Annotated in this window: 17 protein-coding genes; 14 read left to right on the forward strand and 3 right to left on the reverse strand. The window is 65.6% G+C overall.

From position 1 onward, the window contains the following. Positions 1-36 precede the first annotated feature (36 nt). Positions 37-1,080, reverse strand: coding sequence for a rod shape-determining protein (locus ABEA02_RS10495; RefSeq protein ID WP_345532887.1), 1,044 nt, complete (start codon positions 1,078-1,080; stop codon positions 37-39). Between the two features lie 142 nt (positions 1,081-1,222). On the opposite strand from ABEA02_RS10495, the gene gatC reads away from it, so the two are divergent. Genes gatC through ABEA02_RS10540 form a run of 9 tightly spaced genes read left to right on the forward strand, consistent with a single transcriptional unit; the run spans position 1,223 to position 7,082 of the window. Then, complete coding sequence (gene gatC / locus ABEA02_RS10500) at positions 1,223-1,510, forward strand: Asp-tRNA(Asn)/Glu-tRNA(Gln) amidotransferase subunit GatC (RefSeq protein WP_345532888.1); 288 nt, start codon at positions 1,223-1,225, stop codon at positions 1,508-1,510. Positions 1,511-1,513: 3 nt separating this feature from the next. After that, positions 1,514-2,098, forward strand: a complete 585-nt coding sequence (lpcA, locus tag ABEA02_RS10505; protein ID WP_345532889.1) for a D-sedoheptulose 7-phosphate isomerase — start codon at positions 1,514-1,516, stop codon at positions 2,096-2,098. Then, positions 2,095-3,549 carry an Asp-tRNA(Asn)/Glu-tRNA(Gln) amidotransferase subunit GatA gene (gene gatA / locus ABEA02_RS10510; protein WP_345532890.1) on the forward strand — a complete coding sequence of 485 codons (1,455 nt, stop codon included), beginning with the start codon at positions 2,095-2,097 and terminating at the stop codon, positions 3,547-3,549. The genes lpcA and gatA overlap by 4 nt, the downstream gene beginning before the upstream one ends. A gap of 30 nt (positions 3,550-3,579) precedes the next feature. Beyond that, entirely contained in the window at positions 3,580-4,290 is a 711-nt protein-coding gene (locus ABEA02_RS10515; RefSeq protein WP_345532891.1) for a hypothetical protein, read from the forward strand. A 7-nt stretch (positions 4,291-4,297) separates the two neighbouring features. Continuing rightward, positions 4,298-4,627, forward strand: coding sequence for a DUF1840 domain-containing protein (locus ABEA02_RS10520; RefSeq protein ID WP_345532892.1), 330 nt, complete (start codon positions 4,298-4,300; stop codon positions 4,625-4,627). Beyond that, complete coding sequence (locus ABEA02_RS10525) at positions 4,624-5,361, forward strand: pteridine reductase (RefSeq protein ID WP_345532893.1); 738 nt, start codon at positions 4,624-4,626, stop codon at positions 5,359-5,361. Before ABEA02_RS10520 ends, ABEA02_RS10525 begins: the two co-directional genes overlap by 4 nt. A gap of 11 nt (positions 5,362-5,372) precedes the next feature. Beyond that, on the forward strand, positions 5,373-6,014 hold the full coding sequence (locus tag ABEA02_RS10530) for an MBL fold metallo-hydrolase (RefSeq protein ID WP_345532894.1): 642 nt from the start codon (positions 5,373-5,375) through the stop codon (positions 6,012-6,014). Between the two features lie 46 nt (positions 6,015-6,060). Further along, positions 6,061-6,747, forward strand: a complete 687-nt coding sequence (locus ABEA02_RS10535; protein WP_345532895.1) for a response regulator transcription factor — start codon at positions 6,061-6,063, stop codon at positions 6,745-6,747. Continuing rightward, positions 6,744-7,082, forward strand: a complete 339-nt coding sequence (locus tag ABEA02_RS10540) for a hypothetical protein (protein ID WP_345532896.1) — start codon at positions 6,744-6,746, stop codon at positions 7,080-7,082. Before ABEA02_RS10535 ends, ABEA02_RS10540 begins: the two co-directional genes overlap by 4 nt. Positions 7,083-7,143: 61 nt before the next feature. On the opposite strand, the gene mscL is transcribed toward ABEA02_RS10540, so the two are convergent. After that, positions 7,144-7,572 (reverse strand): large conductance mechanosensitive channel protein MscL, encoded by a 429-nt coding sequence (gene mscL, locus ABEA02_RS10545; protein WP_345532897.1) that lies wholly within the window; start codon positions 7,570-7,572, stop codon positions 7,144-7,146. 150 nt (positions 7,573-7,722) lie between these two features. Here mscL and ABEA02_RS10550 point away from each other — a divergent pair, with 150 nt between their 5' ends. From ABEA02_RS10550 to ABEA02_RS10565, 4 genes are all read left to right on the forward strand, one after another. Next, positions 7,723-9,318, forward strand: a complete 1,596-nt coding sequence (locus ABEA02_RS10550) for a FecR family protein (RefSeq protein WP_345532898.1) — start codon at positions 7,723-7,725, stop codon at positions 9,316-9,318. An 18-nt stretch (positions 9,319-9,336) separates the two neighbouring features. Next, positions 9,337-11,556 carry a CHASE2 domain-containing protein gene (locus ABEA02_RS10555; RefSeq protein WP_345532899.1) on the forward strand — a complete coding sequence of 740 codons (2,220 nt, stop codon included), beginning with the start codon at positions 9,337-9,339 and terminating at the stop codon, positions 11,554-11,556. A gap of 70 nt (positions 11,557-11,626) precedes the next feature. Next, positions 11,627-13,765 (forward strand): AsmA family protein, encoded by a 2,139-nt coding sequence (locus ABEA02_RS10560; protein ID WP_345532900.1) that lies wholly within the window; start codon positions 11,627-11,629, stop codon positions 13,763-13,765. Between the two features lie 68 nt (positions 13,766-13,833). Further along, positions 13,834-14,727, forward strand: a complete 894-nt coding sequence (locus ABEA02_RS10565; protein ID WP_345532901.1) for a TIGR02285 family protein — start codon at positions 13,834-13,836, stop codon at positions 14,725-14,727. A gap of 15 nt (positions 14,728-14,742) precedes the next feature. Here ABEA02_RS10565 and ABEA02_RS10570 read toward each other — a convergent pair whose 3' ends face one another. After that, positions 14,743-16,563 (reverse strand): putative bifunctional diguanylate cyclase/phosphodiesterase, encoded by a 1,821-nt coding sequence (locus ABEA02_RS10570; protein WP_345532902.1) that lies wholly within the window; start codon positions 16,561-16,563, stop codon positions 14,743-14,745. A 173-nt stretch (positions 16,564-16,736) separates the two neighbouring features. On the opposite strand from ABEA02_RS10570, the gene ABEA02_RS10575 reads away from it, so the two are divergent. Continuing rightward, a complete protein-coding gene (locus ABEA02_RS10575) occupies positions 16,737-17,999 on the forward strand; it encodes a multifunctional CCA addition/repair protein (RefSeq protein ID WP_345532903.1) in 1,263 nt (420 codons plus the stop codon). The last annotated feature ends 77 nt before the right edge of the window (positions 18,000-18,076 follow it).

The raw sequence follows: 18,076 nt of genomic DNA on the forward strand, positions 1-18,076 counted from the left end.
GGCGGCCAGGCCGCCCACAGCACGGGAGACCTGTGCTTACTCGCTGGCAAAGATAGAACCCAGCTTGTCCATCTTCTCCAGCGCCATGCCGGAGCCGCGCACCACACAGGTCAGCGGGTCTTCGGCCACGATCACGGGCAGACCGGTCTCTTCCATCAGCAGACGGTCGAGGTCGCGCAGCAGCGCGCCGCCACCGGTCAGCACCATGCCGCGTTCGGCAATGTCGGCGCCCAGTTCCGGCGGGGTCTTTTCGAGGGCGTTCTTGACCGCCGACACGATGGCGTTGAGCGGCTCGGTCAGTGCTTCGAGGATCTCGTTGCTGCTGATCGTGAAGCTGCGCGGGATGCCTTCTGCGAGGTTGCGACCCTTGACTTCCATTTCGCGCACTTCGCTACCGGGGAAAGCGGAGCCGATTTCCTTCTTGATCGCCTCGGCGGTGGTTTCGCCGATCAGCATGCCGTAGTTGCGGCGGATGTAATTGACGATGGCTTCGTCGAACTTGTCACCACCGACACGCACGGAACCGGCGTACACCATGCCGCCCAGCGAGATCACGCCCACTTCGGTGGTGCCGCCACCGATGTCGACGACCATCGAGCCCGTCGCGTCGGCCACCGGCAGGTCGGCACCGATCGCTGCGGCCATGGGCTCCTCGATGAGGTAGACCTGCGATGCGCCAGCGCCCAGCGCCGATTCACGGATCGCGCGACGCTCCACCTGGGTCGAACCGCAAGGCACGCAGATGATGATGCGGGGCGAGGGGGAGAACAGACGCGAGTCGTGCACCTTCTTGATGAACTGCTTGAGCATCTGCTCGGTGACCGTGAAGTCGGCGATCACGCCGTCTTTCATCGGGCGGATGGCAGTGATGTTGCCGGGCGTCTTGCCGAGCATCTGCTTGGCCTGGTGGCCAACGGCCTGGATGGTCTTCTTCTGGTTGGGGCCGCCTTCGGTGCGGATGGCGACGACCGAAGGTTCGTCGAGCACGATGCCTTTGCCGCGCACGTAGATCAGGGTGTTGGCCGTGCCAAGGTCAATGGCCAGGTCATTGGAAAAATAGGAGCGCAGGAGTCCGAACATGTAGGTCCCAAGGAATGCGGTGGGGTTTGACGGAAGGCCCGGCCCGCGCGTCGAGGCCGCACGGGGGGTCAAAATAGTCGGCTATGTTACCCTATTGGCCCCTGCCGTTCAGCCTCCTGGATACCTGTTTTCCCCGCCCGTCATGTCTCTTTCTCTCGAAGAAGTGGCCCGCATTGCGCGCCTGGCCCGCATCGAACTGACCCCGCAAGACGCCGAGGCCACCCGCGCCAAACTCGACGGCATCTTCGGCCTGATTGCCCAGATGCAGGCGGTCGACACCACCGGCGTCGCGCCCATGTCGCACCCGCAGGACGTCGTCCAGCGCCTGCGTCCTGACGCGGTGACAGAATCCAACCGCCGCGATGCCTTCCAGGCCGTGGCGCCGGAGGCTGAAGCCGGCCTTTACCTCGTCCCCAAAGTCATCGAGTAAGCCATGTCCAGACTCGCCCAACACCTCGCCGAAGGCGCCGAACTGCTGGCCCGCGTGATGGCCGATAAGGCCCTGCTGGCCGAGGTCGACAAGGCCGGCGACATCCTCGTCGATTGCCTCAAGGCCGGCGGCAAGGTCCTCTCGGCCGGCAATGGCGGTTCGCACTGCGACGCCATGCACTTCGCCGAAGAGCTCTCCGGCCGTTACCGCGACAACCGCCCTGCCCTCGCTGCCATCGCCATTTCCGACCCCTCGCACATCACCTGCGTGGGCAACGACTACGGCTTCGAGTTCATCTTCAGCCGCCAGGTCGAAGGCCTCGGCCGCCCGGGCGACGTGTTCCTGGGGCTGTCCACCTCGGGCAACTCGGCCAACATCCTGGCCGCCGTCAAGGCAGCCAAGGCGCGCGACATGAAGGTGATCCTGCTGATGGGCAAGGATGGCGGCAAGATGAAAGGGCTCGCCGACGCCGAGATCATCGTGCCGCACTTCGGCTACGCCGACCGCATCCAGGAAATCCATATCAAGTTCATCCACGCCCTGATGGACCACGTCGAAATCGGGCTGGGCTACGTACAGGCAAAATGAGTCTCCGCACCCTCAAATCCCTCGCCGCCGACCTGGCCGCCAGGAAGATCTCCAGCCGCGAGCTGGTGACCGATTACCTCGCCCGCATCGACGCGACGAACCCCGGCATCAACGCCTTCATCACCGTCGACCGTGACGGTGCGCTGGCCGCCGCCGATGCCGCCGACAAGGCCATCGCCGCCGGCACCGCCGGCCCGCTGGCGGGCGTGCCGATCGCGCACAAGGACATCTTCTGTACCGAAGGCGTGCTGACCACCTGTGGCTCGAAGATGCTCGCCAACTTCGTCAGCCCCTACGACGCCAACGTCGTCAGCCAGCTCAAGGCGGCCGGCGCGGTGAGCCTGGGCAAGACCAATCTCGACGAGTTCGCGATGGGTTCGACCAACGAAAGCTCGTACTTTGGCGCCGTCAGGAACCCCTGGAATACCGCCTGCGTGCCCGGCGGCAGCTCGGGCGGTTCGGCTGCCGCGATTGCGGCTGGCATGGTGCCCGCTGCGACCGGCACCGACACCGGCGGCTCTATCCGCCAGCCCGCAGGCCTGTGCGGCATCACCGGCATCAAGCCCAGCTACGGCGTGGTGTCGCGCTACGGCATGATCGCCTACGCCAGCTCGCTCGATCAGGGTGGACCGATGGCGCACACCGCCGAAGACTGCGCGATCCTGCTCAACCACATGGCCGGTTTCGATACGCGCGACTCGACCAGCCTTGAGCGCGCCAAAGAGGATTACACGCGTGACCTGGCGAAGCCACTGGCCGGGCTGCGCATCGGTCTGCCCAAGGAATACTTCGGCGAAGGTCTCGCCAATGATGTGCGCGCCGCTATCGACAACGCCCTCGCCGAGCTGAAGAAGCTGGGCGCCACGACCGTCGAAGTCAGCCTGCCCAACACCCACCTCGCGATTCCCGCCTACTACGTCATCGCGCCGGCCGAGGCGTCGAGCAACCTCAGCCGCTTCGACGGCGTGCGCTACGGTCACCGTGCTGCCGAGTACAAGGATCTCGCCGAGATGTACTCGAAGAGCCGTGCCGAGGGCTTCGGTGCTGAAGTGAAGCGCCGCATCCTCGTCGGCGCCTACGTGTTGTCGCATGGCTACTACGACGCCTACTACATCAAGGCCCAGCAGCTGCGCCGCCTCATCGCGCAGGACTTCCAGCAGGCCCTCACGCAATGCGACGTCATCGCCGGTCCGGTGGCACCGACCGCTGCCTGGGAACTCGGCAAGATGGCCGACGACCCGGTGCAGATGTACCTCGCCGACCTCTACACCATCGCCGTCAACCTCGCCGGCCTGCCGGCGCTATCGACGCCGGGCGGTTTCTCGTCGACCGGCCTGCCAGTGGGCCTGCAGCTGATAGGCAATTACTTTGCCGAATCCCGCCTGCTGAATGTGGCGCACCAATTGCAACAAGCCACCGACTGGCATCTCAAGTCGCCACCCCAAAGCTGACGCCGCTGCTCGCGGCAGGAGTAAAGCCACATGGTCCGTTGCCTCGTTGCCTTGCTGACCGCACTGCTTACCCTGCCCGCCGCTGCACAACGCAGCACCGGCGTGCTGGCGGCGCATGCGGCCTGCGACGGCAGCCTGTTCCGCGCACTGGCTGCCGATGCACCGCGCTGGCGTAGTGAAAAATCCTTCCGCCACAAGGGCAAGCTGGCCAGCTTCGCCGTCGACAGTCGCCAGCCTCCCGAAGGCATCGGCAGCCCGGCGATGCTGGATTTTCGTCGCACACACCGCTTCGACGCCCTGCCGGTTACCGGCTGGTTCGATGCCGATCTGTCGCACTGGTCGCGCTTTGCGCGCTTTGAAGTGGGCTTCCTCAGCTGGGGCTTCTATATCGACGCCAGCCCCGCCGATGTCCGCGACACACTGATCCGCCACGCACCAACCATCGGTCGCCGTATCACCGCGAGCAGTGCGCAGAAGCCCGACGTCTTCTGCATCCAGGAGCGCTGGGAGACGCCTGACGGCCAGCCCGCCACCGACAGGGTCGAGGGCGCGCGCTGGCAGCCGGTATCATGCAGTGCCGACGAAGACTTCCCGACCGAGCAGGTGCCGATCCGCTGGCTGGTCATCCGCCCCTTCGGTGATTCGGGCCGCTCCGTGCTCTCTTGCGAACTGGCCGGCAAGTGGACGCCCGAAATGCTTGCCACCCTGCGGCCCGACATCCCCGCGCTTGACCTGAAATGAACGCCCCATGCTGATCACCTTCCGCTCCGCCGCCGATGCCGACGTCCTGATGCTGGGCACGATCGGCCAGCAGATGCTGCAAATCCTGGGCAAGGATCCGCAGGACAAACGCGGCATCGTCACCGTCGCGCAGCTGCCGGCCGCCATCGCTGCGCTGGATGCCGCCTTCGCGCAGCACGAAGCCCAGCGCAAACAGAATGCGCCCGATGAAGATGACCCGGAAACGCCGCGCGGCATGGCCGCCCACGTGAGCCTGTCGCAGCGCATCGTGCCACTCGCCAACCTGCTGCGTCGCGCGCTGGCAGAAGACGCGGTGGTGACCTGGGAGGCGACATGACCGCGCCGGTCGTGCTGGTCACGGGCGCGGCACGCCGCGTCGGCGCCGCGATTGCGCGCCACCTGCATGCCGCCGGCTGCCACATCGCCGTGCACTACCGCAGCTCGGCCACAGATGCCGATGCCCTGTGCGAGACGCTCAACGCCCAGCGCGCCGGGTCGGCCGCCACCTTCCGCGCCGACCTGCTCGACACGGCCGAACTGCCCCGACTCATTGATGCAGTCGTCGCCCGTTTCGGCCGCCTCGACGGCTTGGTCAACAACGCGTCAAGCTTCTTCCCCACCGCACTGGGCCACATCGACGAAGCGGCCTGGGCCGACCTCGTGGGCAGCAACCTCAAGGCGCCGCTGCTGCTCAGCCAGGCTGCCGCACCACACCTCAAGGCCGCACGCGGCGCCATCGTCAACATCATCGACGTGCACGCCGAACGCCCGCTTGCCGGTTATCCGCTCTACTCGGCGGCCAAGGCCGGCCTGCTCGGCGCCACGCGGGCACTGGCCATCGAGCTGGCGCCCGAAGTGCGCGTCAACGGCGTGTCACCCGGCGCGATCATCTGGCCCGAAGACGGCCAGTTCCCCAGTGCCGAGCGCGAAGCCATCGTGCAGCACACCCTGCTCAAGCGCGAAGGCAGCCCCGACGACATCGCCGTCGCCGTGCGCTTCCTGCTGCGTGAAGCGCATTACGTCACCGGCCAGGTGCTCGCTGTGGATGGCGGGCGCACGGCGCATCTCTGATCCGGCATCCCATGCTCAAGTACCACATCATCCCCGTCACCCAGTTCGCCCAGAACTGCAGCATCCTGTGGTGCGACGAAACGCAGGAATGTGCCGTCGTCGACCCCGGTGGCGACCTGCACAAGATCGAAGCGGCGATCACCCAGCGCGGCCTGAAACTCAGCAAGATCCTGCTCACCCACGGCCACATCGACCACGCCGGCGGCACCGGCACCCTGGCGGCCAGAGCGGGCGTGCCCATCGAAGGCCCGCAACGCGACGAAGCCTTCTGGATAGACGCGCTCGCCGAACAGAGCCGCATGTTCGGCTTTCCGCCCGCCGAAGACTTCGAACCGACACGCTGGCTCGAAGACGGCGACACGGTGACGGTGGGCAAGGAAACGCTAGCCGTCATCCATTGCCCCGGCCATACGCCGGGCCATGTCGTCTTTCACCACGTCGCCAGCCAGCTGGCAATTGTCGGTGATGTGCTTTTCGCCGGCTCTATCGGTCGTACGGACTTCCCCCGTGGCAACCACGCCGACCTGATTCATGCCATCCGCAACAAGCTTTTCCCGCTGGGAGACGATATCGCCTTCATCCCCGGCCACGGGCCGATGTCGGATTTCGGCACAGAGCGCCGCAGCAACCCTTTTGTCGGCGAGGGCTCTTGAGTTACAGTCGAAGACACGGAATTTTACAAATCGTCCAGGACGCGCCATGAGAATCGCATTGCTTGAAGACGACGCCACGCAATCGGCCCTGATGCTGGCCTGGCTGCAAGCCGAGGGGCACGACGTGCATCACTTCGCGCTGACGCGAGACCTGATCCGCTTCGCATCGCGCGAGAGCGTCGACCTCTACGTGCTCGACTGGATGGTGCCGGACCAGACCGGCGAATCCTTCCTGCGCTGGCTGCGCGGCGAACGTAACGACCAGACGCCCGCCATCTTCGTCACCTCGCGTGAGTCGGAAGATGACATCGTCACCGGCCTTGCCATCGGCGCCGATGACTACATCGTCAAGCCGGTCAGTCAGCGCATCCTGCTCTCGCGCATCGAGGCCGTCATGCGCCGCGCCAAACCGCGCGAACCCGAAGCCAGTCTCGAACTACCGCCCTACCTCATCGACACCAACGCCAAGCGCATCCAGCTCAATGGCGAACTGATCGAGATGACCGAGAAGGAATTCGACCTCGCCGTCTTCCTGTTCCGCAACCTCGGGCGGCTCCTCTCGCGTGGCCACCTGCTCGAAGCCGTCTGGGGCCGCTCGCCGGATCTGGCAACGCGCACCGTAGACACCCACATCTCGCGCGTGCGCGGCAAGCTGCAGCTGCGACCCGAGAATGGTTACCGGCTGACGCCGACTTACAACTACGGATATCGGCTGGAGCGAGTGGAGTCGTGACCAGCACTACCTTATGGGTGCTTCTGATCCTCGGTGTTGCTTACGCAGCGTTTTCCATACCCATGCTGCGACAGTTCCATCTCTATTGCGAGAAGGTGGCTGCTAGTACTGGACGCGAAGGCGAGAGTAGTAGCGTCCTGAACAGGGATGATGGAGGTAACAACGCTTTCCAGCTTGAACAATTCCGGAGTCTGAGGACCGGTGAGTACAAGCAGCTGAATGATCCGGTGCTCGTTGCCCAAGGGAGCATGCTTGCGCGCAAGCTGCGTCTTTCGTGTTGGTTGGCTGTTGGCCTCGTCGCTGCGGTTGGCGTTACGGATTTATTGACGAAGTGAGATGACCTAGAATGAAAAACGCCGACCAGCTGGTCGGCGTTTTTCATTGGTGCGGTACGAATTACTTCTTCAACGCATCGCGGATCTCGCGCAGCAGCACCACATCTTCGGGCGTCACCGGTTCGGCGGCGGGCGCGGCCGGGGCTTCGCGCTTGAGGCGGTTGATCTGCTTGATCATCATGAAGATGACGAAGGCGAGGATGATGAAGTTGATGGCGATGGTGATGAAGTTGCCATAGGCCAGTACGGGTACGCCGGCTTTCTTGAGCGCGTCGAGCGTGTTGGCGGTGCCGGCGGGGACGGAGCCCAGCACGATGAAGAGGTTGGAGAAATCGATCTTGCCAACGACAGCGCCAACGATGGGCATGATGACGTCGCCGACCATGGAGTCGACGATCTTGCCGAAGGCACCGCCGATGATCACACCGACCGCCAGATCGACGACATTCCCCTTGAGTGCAAACTCCTTGAATTCGGACACATAACTCATCTGACTTCTCCTCTCGCTTGGTCCGCACCGTGTTCGGTGCGTTAGTTCATGAAAATTTGAAAGTGCTGCAGCCCCTGATACAGGGTCGATGTGCAGTGTGGCGTATGATCCAGCGCAGAATCAATACCTTGCACGACAAGGAGCGGGATCGTGACGAAAATTTGCTTTGCAATGCTGCTGGGTCTGCTGGCCGGCAGCGTCCTCGCAGCAGAGGACACCATCGACTACCGCATCAATCAGCGCGACACCCTGATCGGTATCGGCAAGGAGATGCTCGATCGCCCGGCCGACTGGCCGCAGGTACAACGCGTGAACAAGGTGCGCGATCCGCTGCGTCTCAAGCCAGGCAGCGTATTGAAGATTCCCGCCAGCCTCATGAAACCGGACCCCGTGCCGGCGCGCGTGGAGTCGGTGGCCGGTGCTGTCAGCCTGCTTACGGGGAAAACGCTCTCCAAGGGTGATGAAGTGCCGCAAGGCGCAACGGTGATCACCGGCGCGGATGGTTACGTCGCGCTGAGCCTGCCGGATCAGTCGCGCGTACTGGTGCGGCCCGGCAGTCGCCTGCGCATCGACGAGCTGCTGCAGCGTCGCGGTGGGACGCAATCGGCACGTCTTGGCGTCGAAGCCGGGCGTATCGAGAACGAGGTCGCACCGCAGAAAGGCCCGGCTGCACGCTACGAGATCCGCACACCGACCGCCGTCATTGGTGTGCGCGGCACGCGCTTCCGTGCCAGTTACGAAGTCGACACCGCGCGTTCGCTGCTGGAGGTCACCGAAGGCTCGGTCGCTGCAGCGGCCGGCGAGGCCCCCGCACAGGCAGTGTCGGCCGGTTTCGGCAGCGTGCTCGCGCAGGGCAGCGCCACTTCGCCTGCCGCCCTGCTGGCAGCACCTTCGCTGGATGAGGTGCCCCCCCTGTTCGAGCGCCCGCTGATCCGCTTGCCGCTGCCCCCCATGTATGCCGGCCAGCGCTGGCGTCTGGTGGTGGCTGCCGGCCAGGATTTCGCCACACCCGTCTACGAAGGCCTCGAACCCACCAGCGAAGCACGCGTCGCTGGCCTGCCCGACGGCGACTACCGCTTCCGCCTGCGCGGTGTGGCAGACAATGGCCTGGAGGGCATGGATGCAGAAGGCCGCTTCAAGCTGAAGGCGCGACCCGAGCCGCCGTTTCCGATCGCACCGCAGAATGCCGGCAAGACACGCGAGCCACGCATGCCGTTGACCTGGACCGGGCAGCCCGCAGCGAAAACCTATCGCCTGCAGATCGCCACAGACGCGGATTTCAAGGTCCTCGTACTGCAGAAGGACGACATTGGCGAGACGCGCTTCACCGCCGAGCTGCCGCTGGGTGAGTATTACTGGCGTCTCGCCTCGGTGCGCGCCGATGGCGATCGCGGCCCGTGGGGCGATGCACAGCGCTTCGTGATGGCAGCGCCGCAGGGCCCGCCTGAAAAACCGGCGATGGAAGACGGCAAGGTGAGCTTTGCCTGGCCCGGCGAGCCCGGCCAGAGCTTCGAGTTCGAAATGGCCAGCGACCCGGAGTTCAGGAATGTGGTGGAGCGCCGCAAGGTCGACGTCGCGCGACTCGAACTGCCGCAGCCCGCTGCAGGCCTCTGGCACATCCGCGTACGCGCCACCGATGCTGATGGCTACGTCGGCCAGTGGAGTGGTACGCAGCAGCTGGAAGTACCGCGCGACTGGCGCTGGCTGTGGCTGACACCTGCGCTGTTGCTGCTGCTGACGCTGTAGGGCGATGAGCTGCTGCGCATGAGCCCGCGCCAACGCATCGTCACCGAATGGTGGCTGGTCTGCCTGCTGGCTTGCGCGCTGGGCATCTCGGCGGCATTGGGTAGCTGGCTGTGGCGCGCCGATCTGGCCCTGCATGACTGGCAACAGTCGCGCACCCCGCGACAGGCCGACCCTGATGTGGTCATTGTCGCCATCGACGAAGCCAGCCTCACCAGCATCGGTCGCTGGCCCTGGCCGCGCCAGTTGCACGCCACGCTGATCGACCAGCTCTCCGATGCCGGTGCAGCCGGCGTTGCGCTGGACCTGATGTTCGCCGAGCCCGGTGAGGGCGACATCGCGCTGGCACGCGCCATCGCGCGAAACGGCAAGGTGGTGCTGCCTGTGTTCCAGCAGGAGCGGGACGGGCAGATCAGCGGCGAACAGATGCCGGTCGGCGCCTTGGTGAGTAAGGCCGCCGCGCTGGGACACATCCAGATGGAGCTCGACCCCGATGGCATTGCGCGCAGCGTTTATCTGCGCGAGGGCTGGGAGCTCGCACGCCACGTGCAGTTCGCTGCGGCGTTGTGGCAGCTTGCCGGCGGGCCAGCGATTCCGGTCGGCACGCGCGTCTCGCGCGAGCAATGGCAGCGCGCTGACTGGCTGCGTATTCCCTTCGTCGGCCCGCCCGGCAGCTTCACGCAATATTCATACGTCGACGTGCTGACCGGCGCTGTGCCGCGCGAACGCCTGCGCGGCAAGCTGGTCTTGGTGGGCGCCACGGCGCTGGGCCTGTCGGACACGGTGCCCGTCCCCACCTCAGCCCTGCACCGGCCCATGCCCGGTGTTGAAGTGCATGCCAACGTGCTGACCGCGTTGCGTGCCGGCACCGGGCTGCGCATCGCCAGCCCGGTCGCGCAGGCGCTGCTGGCGGCTATTGCCTGCCTGGCCTTGATGAGCGTGCTCGCCCGCTGCAATGCGCGCGCTGGGCTGTTATGGACGCTGGGCACGCTGGCCCTGCTGGTCCTCATCTGCGGCGTGCTCATGCGCAGCGGCATGCTGTGGATGGGGCCGATGCCGGCCCTGCTGGCCTGCGCCGTGGCCTGGCCGCTGTGGAGCTGGCGCCGGCTGGAGGCTACGCAGCGCTATCTCGATGAAGAGCTGAGCGCCCTGCGCGACGAAAGCCCGGTACCTGCCGTGCGCGGACTGGACCCGATGCAACAGCGCCTGCAACTCGTACGCCGTGCCGCACACACCAGCCGGGCGCTGCGCAAACTGATCGAGGACACGGTCGCCCACCTGCCCGTCGGCGTCGTTGTGCTGCGTCCCGACGGTCAGCTGGTGCTCGCCAACGCCAAGGCCCGTGCCCTGCTCGCCGCCAGCGGCGACGGTGCAGTGCTGGAAGCCCTGCGCGCTACGCGCTGGCCGCCGCCGCTCGAAACCCGGGCCGGGCTGCCGCAAACGCCTGCGGCACCCATGCAGATTGCGGTGCAAAGCGCCGCCGGCGTGCCAATGCTGGCGTCATTCTCGGCGCTGGACGATGTGGTCGACGCGAGCTCCAGCCTGGTCATAGGCCTGGCCGACCTGTCGGCCGAACGCGCCGCTCAACAGTCGCGCGACGATACGCTGCGCTTCGTATCGCACGACCTGCGCGCACCGCTGGCCTCGGTGTTGAGCCTGATCGACGCCCCGCCCGCCGATGAGCCCCTGCTGCCGCGCCTGCGCCGCCACACGGCGAGTGCACTGGAGCTGGCCGACGAGCTGTTCCGCCTCGCCCGCATCGAAGCCGCCGACCCGGCGCGTTTCGAACCCGTGGACCTGCGTGCCCTGTGTGATGAGGCTTGTGACGAACTGTGGGCACAGGCCCGCACGGCAAACTGCCGCTTCGACATGCCGCCCTATGGCGAAGAATGGCTGGTCGTCGGCAGCAGCGAGTTGCTGCGCCGTGCATTGATCAACCTGATCGGTAACGCCATCAAGTACGGCGAGCCCGGGCAGACCGTGGAGATCGGCCTGCAACGTGAGGAGGCCTTCATCGCCGTGCGGATTCGCGACCACGGCCCGGGCATTCCGGTCGCAGAGCGCGGCGGGCTCTTCCAGCGCTTCAAACGCCTGCCCGGTGCGCTGGCGCGTGGCATCGCCGGCCATGGTCTGGGGCTGGTAATGGTGCGCACGGTGGCCGAGCGCCATGGCGGCAGCGTCGCTTTCGAGGCGCCGGGCGACGGCGGCAGCTGCTTCGTGCTGCGTCTGCCGGCTGCCTGAGCGAGGAAGCAGTCCCGGCCCGCCCGGCGGACTTGCCCGTCGCCACCGCGCCCCGTAACAATGGCCGGCCATGCCCGCCTTCTTTCGCGCCCTCCTGCCGTCCGAACAACGCATCCAGCTCGCCGTGAAGCTCTGCGGTTTCACGCTGGGCGTGCTGTGCATGGGCAGCCTGATGCTGGCCCTGTTCCTGCAGCTGCGCTTCGATGGTCCGCGGCTTGCGGCCGAGCTCGCAGAACACAGCGAACGCAACTGGCAGCGCAGCCTGGTGCTGGAATCGACACCGCAACTGTCGCTTTGGCCGCGTCTGCGTCTGCAGCTCGGCGCCGCCACGCTATCGGAACCGGGTCGCGGCGAGACCTTTGCCAGCTGGCGCGAAGCGCATCTCGAACCGGCCCTCTTGCCACTTCTGCTGCATGGCCGGCTGGAGCTGCGCCGTGTCGAAATCGACGGCCTGCTGCTGCGCCTGATGCGCGATCGCAAAGGCGTCTGGAATGGCGAAGACCTGCTTGATGCGACAAGCGACAGGCCCGTACAGCTACAGCTCGATGCACTCGTACTGCGCCAGGCCGACGTCACGCTCGACGATTTGCCGACCAGTCGCCAGGCGCAATGGCGCAAGCTGGAACTGCGCGCTGACGCATTACGGGCCGGGCAGGGCGGACGCCTTCAACTGGACAGCCAGGTCATCGCTGGCCAGCCGAGCCGCTCAGCCCTCGAAGGCCGCCTCACACTGGCCGCCAACTACCGCTTCGACGAGGGGCTGGAAGGGGGCGCTCTGACACAGGGGCGTGCGAGTTTCAGCGGGCGCACGGACTGGGTGCGTGAAGCGCGGCTCGAAGCCGGCTTCGATGCCTTCGAGTGGCAGGCCGATGGCTGGCAGGTGCGTCAGGTGCGTCTGCAGGGCAACACCGGCGCTACCGAGTCTGACCTGCGCCTCAACGCCAACCTGCCTGCTGCACGCTGGCGTGACGGCCTCAACGCCGCCTTGCTCGAAGTTGCCGTGCAACGTGGCGAGCAGGGTGCACTGCGACTGGAGTTCGCCCAGCTGCAATCGATTGCGGGTGACAACGACCGGGTCAAGGGCTCGCTATCAGCCGAACTGCGCCAGATTGCGAAAACGGACAAGGCCGGCAAGGACGAAGCGCTGCAGATCGGCGCGCAAGGACGTGCTGCGGTGACCTTCAATCTGCGCGAAGGCAGTCTCACCGTGGCCGACTTCAATGGCCGACTCGATGCAAAGCACCCGGCCCTGCACCCTGCCTTCGGCACCCAGCTGCTGCGTGGCGAGGTACGTCTGGCAAGCGATGCAGATGCCCCCCTTCTGGACCTGCGCGGAGAAATGTCTGGCAGTGCAGGCGCGCTGCAATTCGAAACCAGCCTCACGCGCGGTCGGGTCAACAGCTTGCGCAGCAAACTCAGCGGTGAGCGCTTCGACTTAGACAGCATGGTCATGCCGGCGCGCTGGCGCGACTGGCTGCCGGCGGCCGATCAGCTCAAGGGCTGGTCCCTCGACGGCGAGCTGCGTCTGGGCAAGCTCAAGCTCGCCGGCCTGCAACTCGAATCGGTGGTCGTACCGGTGCAGCAGGCTGACGGCAAAGTCGAACTCGGTGAATTCTCAGCCACGCTGTACGGCGGACGTCATGCCGGCCGCTGGCGCTGGGACGCGGCGGCACAGCGCTACGACACCAGCCAGACCCTGCGCGGCGTCGCGCTCGATGCCCTGAAACGCGACTCAGGACTGCAACTACCCCTCGGTGGACTCACCAATGCCACGCTGGAAGCCTCGGGGCGCACCGGCACATGGCCCGAGCCCTGCCGCAGCGCCGAGGGCGTGCTGCGCATCTATTCGCGCGATACGCGCTGGCTTGGCGCTGACATGCCGCGCAGCATGCTGGACCTGTCACCAGGCCAGCAACGCGCGGCACGCAACGAGACAACGCCGCTGGACGAGATCTCTGCGGCGCTGCGCTTCGAGCAAGGCAGCCTGCAGGTCGAACGCCTGAGTGCCCGCAGCACGCAGCTGAGCCTGACCGGCAGCGGTCGCGTGGCCTGCAGTGGCGCGTCCGAGCTGAGCCTCCTGGCACGTGCTGGCAGCGACAAGAGCATGAGCTCACTCAAGGGCCAGCTGATGAACCTGCGCGTCACCGCCGATGCCGCACAAGCCACAGTGCAGCGCGCAACGGCAACCACGACAGCGGCCGCACGATAAGACTTTCGGTATAGACAAGCCCATTCGGCAGGTTTAGCCTGCGTGGAGCATCGTCACCGGGATCGCGCATGCTGGAAAGTTGTCGCTTCACGCTCCGTGCACTGCTGTGCTGCCTCGCCGTCGCCATCCCGATCGCGACCTCGGCCGCCGAGGATGGCATCGCCACCTGGTGTCGTTTCGACCTCCCGCCACTCTTCATCGCAAGTGGGCCCGATGAAGGCAAGGGCACAGTCGACCTGACCGCCAGCTTCATCATGCGCTACCTGCCGCAGTACGAGCATCGCACCCAGGCTTCCAACATCCGGCGTTTTGAAGCGCAGATGCGCTCGGGCGATCAGGCTGTATGCGCCGGGATGCAGAAGAATACCGACCGGCAAGCCTTCATGCTCTTCTCGGAGCCCTTACACGCCATCGGGCCACCGCAAATCGTCGCGCCACGACGGCATCTTGCTGCCCTGTCCACCTTCCGCGGGGTGGACGGCAGCATCCAGCTGCCCAATCTGCTGACGGACCATACGCTGCGGCTGGGCCTGTCTTCCGGTCGCTCCTATGGCCGCGACATCGACAACATGCTGGCGCAGCACAAGGGGCAACCCAACATCGTCGAGCGCTCGGCAGCGCAACGCATGTCGGAAGGCCTGTTGCAGATGATGGCGCTGGATCGCATCCATTACACCATCCTGTTCGGCTCGGAGCGCGATGCGTTCATGGACCAGCCTGACGTCGCACAGGCAGATCTCGTGAGCCTGCCTATCAGTGGTCAGCCGCGCTACATCACCGTGCATGTCGTCGCGCCACGCACGCCGTGGGGCGAACGATTCATCGAGCGCGTCAATCAGGTACTACGCGCCAACTGGAACAACCGCGAACTCCGAAATCTCATCGCCCCGAATGGCGCACGCGACAAGGTGCTGCAGGATTGGCTGCGTGAGCTTGACCCCAATCGCCCGCGCCGGCCTTGAGGCGGAATACCGAGTTCAAGCCACCGAGGCAAGTCGGCGCGGCTGGAAACCGGCAATCTGGGGAATGTCCGCCGGGTTGACCGGCCGACTGAAGTGGTAGCCCTGCAGATAGCGACAACCATGATTGCCCAGCAATTCCGCTTGGGGCTGCGTCTCGATACCCTCGGCCACCAGTGCCAGCCCCAGACTGCGACACATGGCGATGATGGCCGTGGCCAGATGCAGGCTCTGCATGTTGAATTCAATGTCACGCACGAAAGCGCGATCCAGCTTGACGGTGTTGAGCGGGAAGCGTGTGAGGTAGGACAGCGACGAGTAACCGGTGCCGAAATCGTCGAGTGACAGGCTGATGCCCATCTCGTGCAGCGCCGTGATATTGGCCAGGACAGCACGGTCATCATCAATGATGATGCGTTCGGTCAGCTCCAGCTCCAGCTGGTTGGCGGGCAGGCCCGTGATGCGCAGGACGTCGGACACGATGCTCGCAAAACGCTCATCCTGCAGCTGTCGCGCCGACACATTCACACTCACCGTCAGCGGCACCGAATCCTCGCGGACAGCCTGCAGCTCGCGCACGCGCCGACAGGACTCTTCGAGCACCCACAGGCCAATGGCGACGATCTGTCCGGTTTCCTCGGCGACCGGGATGAACTGATCCGGCGGAACGTTGCCGAGCTCGGCACTCTGCCAGCGCAGCAAGGCTTCCACTTTCATCATGCGGCCTGTCGAAGCCTCCACGATGGGCTGGAAGAGGACGCGCATCTCCTTGCGCTCCAGCGCCTGCCGCAGATGTGCATCGATGCGCAGACTGTCCTGCACACGCTGGTTCATCTCGCGGTTGAACAGGCAGAAGCTGTTGCGCGAAGATTTCTTGACCTCGTACATCGCCGTGTCGGCGTTGCGCATCAGGGTGTCAGGATCATCACCATCTGCGGGCCACAAGGCGATGCCCACGCTGGCTGTCACCACAGCTTGCAGACCATCGACGAGGAAGGGCTCCTGGAAAGCCTGCACCACCCGTTGCGCAGCGTACTCGACACGCAAGGGCGCTGCAGAGGGATCAGGCTCGGTGAGGATCACCACGAATTCATCGCCGCCAAAACGCGCCACGGTGTCGGCCTCGCGCACCGTTTCGCGCAAGCGTTGTGCAGCGCCCGACAGCAGGGCGTCGCCGAGGGTGTGGCCGCGTGAGTCGTTGATGCGCTTGAAGTGATCGAGATCAATCAGCATCACGGCAAAGTTGCCACCGCCACGCTTGCCGAGAATGATGGCCTGACGCAACCGGTCCATCATCAGGCGACGATTGGGCAGCCGGGTCACTTCGTCGACCGTCACGTGCTGCACCATCAGTTCTTCGTACTGCTTGCGTTCGCTGACATCACGCATCTGCACCAGCACGGCAGCCGTGTCGCCGTAACGACAACGCGAAACACGCTTCTCTGCCGGAAAGCTGCGCCCATCACGACGCGTTACCGAGCACTCCTGCAGCACCTGCGCCATGTTCGTGCGCGCACTCAGCACCAGCTCGTTCTCTTTGGAGAGCGTCGCCTCGGAGACATCACGGAAGAACTCGAGAATGTTCTGGCCGCGCATCTCGGCCGGGTCCTGGAGACCGAGCAGCTGGGCGCAGGCCGGGTTGGCATGCAGCACGCGGCCGCCCTCCTCGCGCAGGTAGATCGCGTCCCCCAGGGCATTGAGCATGCTGGCGTAGTCGGCGGCACCGGGCCCCGTCACCTCGCCAGAACGACGAGCCGCGCTGCGATCCCTGGGCAGGAATTGCCAGGCAGCGGCCCCGGCCATCACGATCGCGATCAGAATCAGCGCGTAACCCAACACCCTGCGTCCCCCAGGCACCTTGCCGTCAGTCGATTCAGGCTATTACGGCATTGGGTCAGAAAACTGCAGAAACGCCAGAATCAAGGTCCCGACAGACTGGAGCCGGAACCCCGGGGGCGGCCGCAAAGCGGCGCCAGTGCTCACGAAGCGTCGCTTCCGGGGTAGCATGAACCATGAGCCAAGACCGTGTCCCCCCCCGCTTTTCGCCCCCGGCCCGCGCCTGCATCGTCGGCGGCGCGGTGCGCGACCGCCTGCTCGGCCTGCCCGTGCAGGACCGCGACTGGGTCGTCACCGGCTGCACACCCGACACCATGCTGGCCATGGGTTTCCGCCCGGTCGGCAAGGACTTCCCGGTCTTCCTGCATCCGCAGACCCAGGAGGAATACGCGCTGGCGCGCACCGAGCGCAAAAGTGGCCACGGCTACAAGGGCTTCGTGTTCCATGCCGATGCCGAGGTCAGCATCGAGGAAGACCTGCTGCGTCGTGACCTGACCATCAACGCCATTGCCGAAGCGCCGGATGGCAGCCTGATCGACCCCTATGGCGGCCAGCAGGACCTCGCGGCGCGCGTGTTCCGTCACGTCAGCCCGGCCTTCGCCGAAGACCCGGTGCGCATCCTGCGCGTCGCACGCTTCGCGGCGCGCTTCAGCGACTTCACGGTGGCGCCCGAAACACTGGCCCTCATGCGTGAGATGGTGGCCGCTGGCGAAGTGGATCACCTCGTGCCCGAGCGCGTCTGGCAGGAGATCTCACGCGGTCTGATGTCAGAAATGCCCTCGCGCATGTTCAGCGTGCTGCGCGACTGCGGCGCACTGGCGCGGCTGCTGCCCGAGCTCGATGCCCTGTTCGGCGTACCGCAGCCACCGCAATACCACCCGGAAGTCGACACCGGCGTGCACATCCTGCTGGTCATCGATGCCGCAGCTACCCGCAACGAGCCTCTGCCCGTGCGCTGGGCCGCCGTGCTGCACGACCTCGGCAAAGGCCTCACGCCCGCCGATATCCTGCCGCACCACTACGGCCACGAAGCAGCCGGCGTGCCGCTCACCGAAGCCGTCTGCGAACGGCTCAAGGTGCCCGTCGAATGCCGTGACCTTGCGGTACTGGTCACGCGCGAGCATGGCAACGTGCACAAGGCCATGGAGATGCGGCCCGACACGATCACCAAGCTCCTCGAACGCGTAGACGCTCTGCGTCGCCCGCAACGCTTCGAGCAGCTGCTCGCCGCCTGCCTCGCCGACGCGCATGGACGCCCCGGCTTCGAGACCTGCGACTACCCGCAAGTGGCACGCCTGCGCCTGGCTCTGGCCGCGTTCTCAGCCGTCGATGCCGGCGCCATCGCAGCCGCCTGTGCGGACAAGCGCCGGATTCCGGATGCCATCCATCAAGCACGCGTGGGAGCGGTAAAAACAGCGCTGTCCGCCGGCACGGACTGAATCGGCGCATTCACCGCCATTTACAACTGCTTGCCGTTTGTAACGCTTCGCACCGCATGGGCCTTGGTAAGCTCGCG

It is taken from the genome of Viridibacterium curvum (assembly GCF_039544165.1).
Lineage (GTDB): Bacteria > Pseudomonadota > Gammaproteobacteria > Burkholderiales > Rhodocyclaceae > Viridibacterium > Viridibacterium curvum.

Coding starts and splice junctions, on each gene's coding strand:
- ABEA02_RS10495 (WP_345532887.1), bottom strand. CDS start 1,080: ATGTTCGGACTCCTGCGCTCCTATTTTTCCAATGACCTGGCCATTGAC.
- gatC (WP_345532888.1), top strand. CDS start 1,223: ATGTCTCTTTCTCTCGAAGAAGTGGCCCGCATTGCGCGCCTGGCCCGC.
- lpcA (WP_345532889.1), top strand. CDS start 1,514: ATGTCCAGACTCGCCCAACACCTCGCCGAAGGCGCCGAACTGCTGGCC.
- gatA (WP_345532890.1), top strand. CDS start 2,095: ATGAGTCTCCGCACCCTCAAATCCCTCGCCGCCGACCTGGCCGCCAGG.
- ABEA02_RS10515 (WP_345532891.1), top strand. CDS start 3,580: ATGGTCCGTTGCCTCGTTGCCTTGCTGACCGCACTGCTTACCCTGCCC.
- ABEA02_RS10520 (WP_345532892.1), top strand. CDS start 4,298: ATGCTGATCACCTTCCGCTCCGCCGCCGATGCCGACGTCCTGATGCTG.
- ABEA02_RS10525 (WP_345532893.1), top strand. CDS start 4,624: ATGACCGCGCCGGTCGTGCTGGTCACGGGCGCGGCACGCCGCGTCGGC.
- ABEA02_RS10530 (WP_345532894.1), top strand. CDS start 5,373: ATGCTCAAGTACCACATCATCCCCGTCACCCAGTTCGCCCAGAACTGC.
- ABEA02_RS10535 (WP_345532895.1), top strand. CDS start 6,061: ATGAGAATCGCATTGCTTGAAGACGACGCCACGCAATCGGCCCTGATG.
- mscL (WP_345532897.1), bottom strand. CDS start 7,572: ATGAGTTATGTGTCCGAATTCAAGGAGTTTGCACTCAAGGGGAATGTC.
- ABEA02_RS10555 (WP_345532899.1), top strand. CDS start 9,337: ATGAGCCCGCGCCAACGCATCGTCACCGAATGGTGGCTGGTCTGCCTG.
- ABEA02_RS10560 (WP_345532900.1), top strand. CDS start 11,627: ATGCCCGCCTTCTTTCGCGCCCTCCTGCCGTCCGAACAACGCATCCAG.
- ABEA02_RS10565 (WP_345532901.1), top strand. CDS start 13,834: ATGCTGGAAAGTTGTCGCTTCACGCTCCGTGCACTGCTGTGCTGCCTC.
- ABEA02_RS10575 (WP_345532903.1), top strand. CDS start 16,737: ATGAGCCAAGACCGTGTCCCCCCCCGCTTTTCGCCCCCGGCCCGCGCC.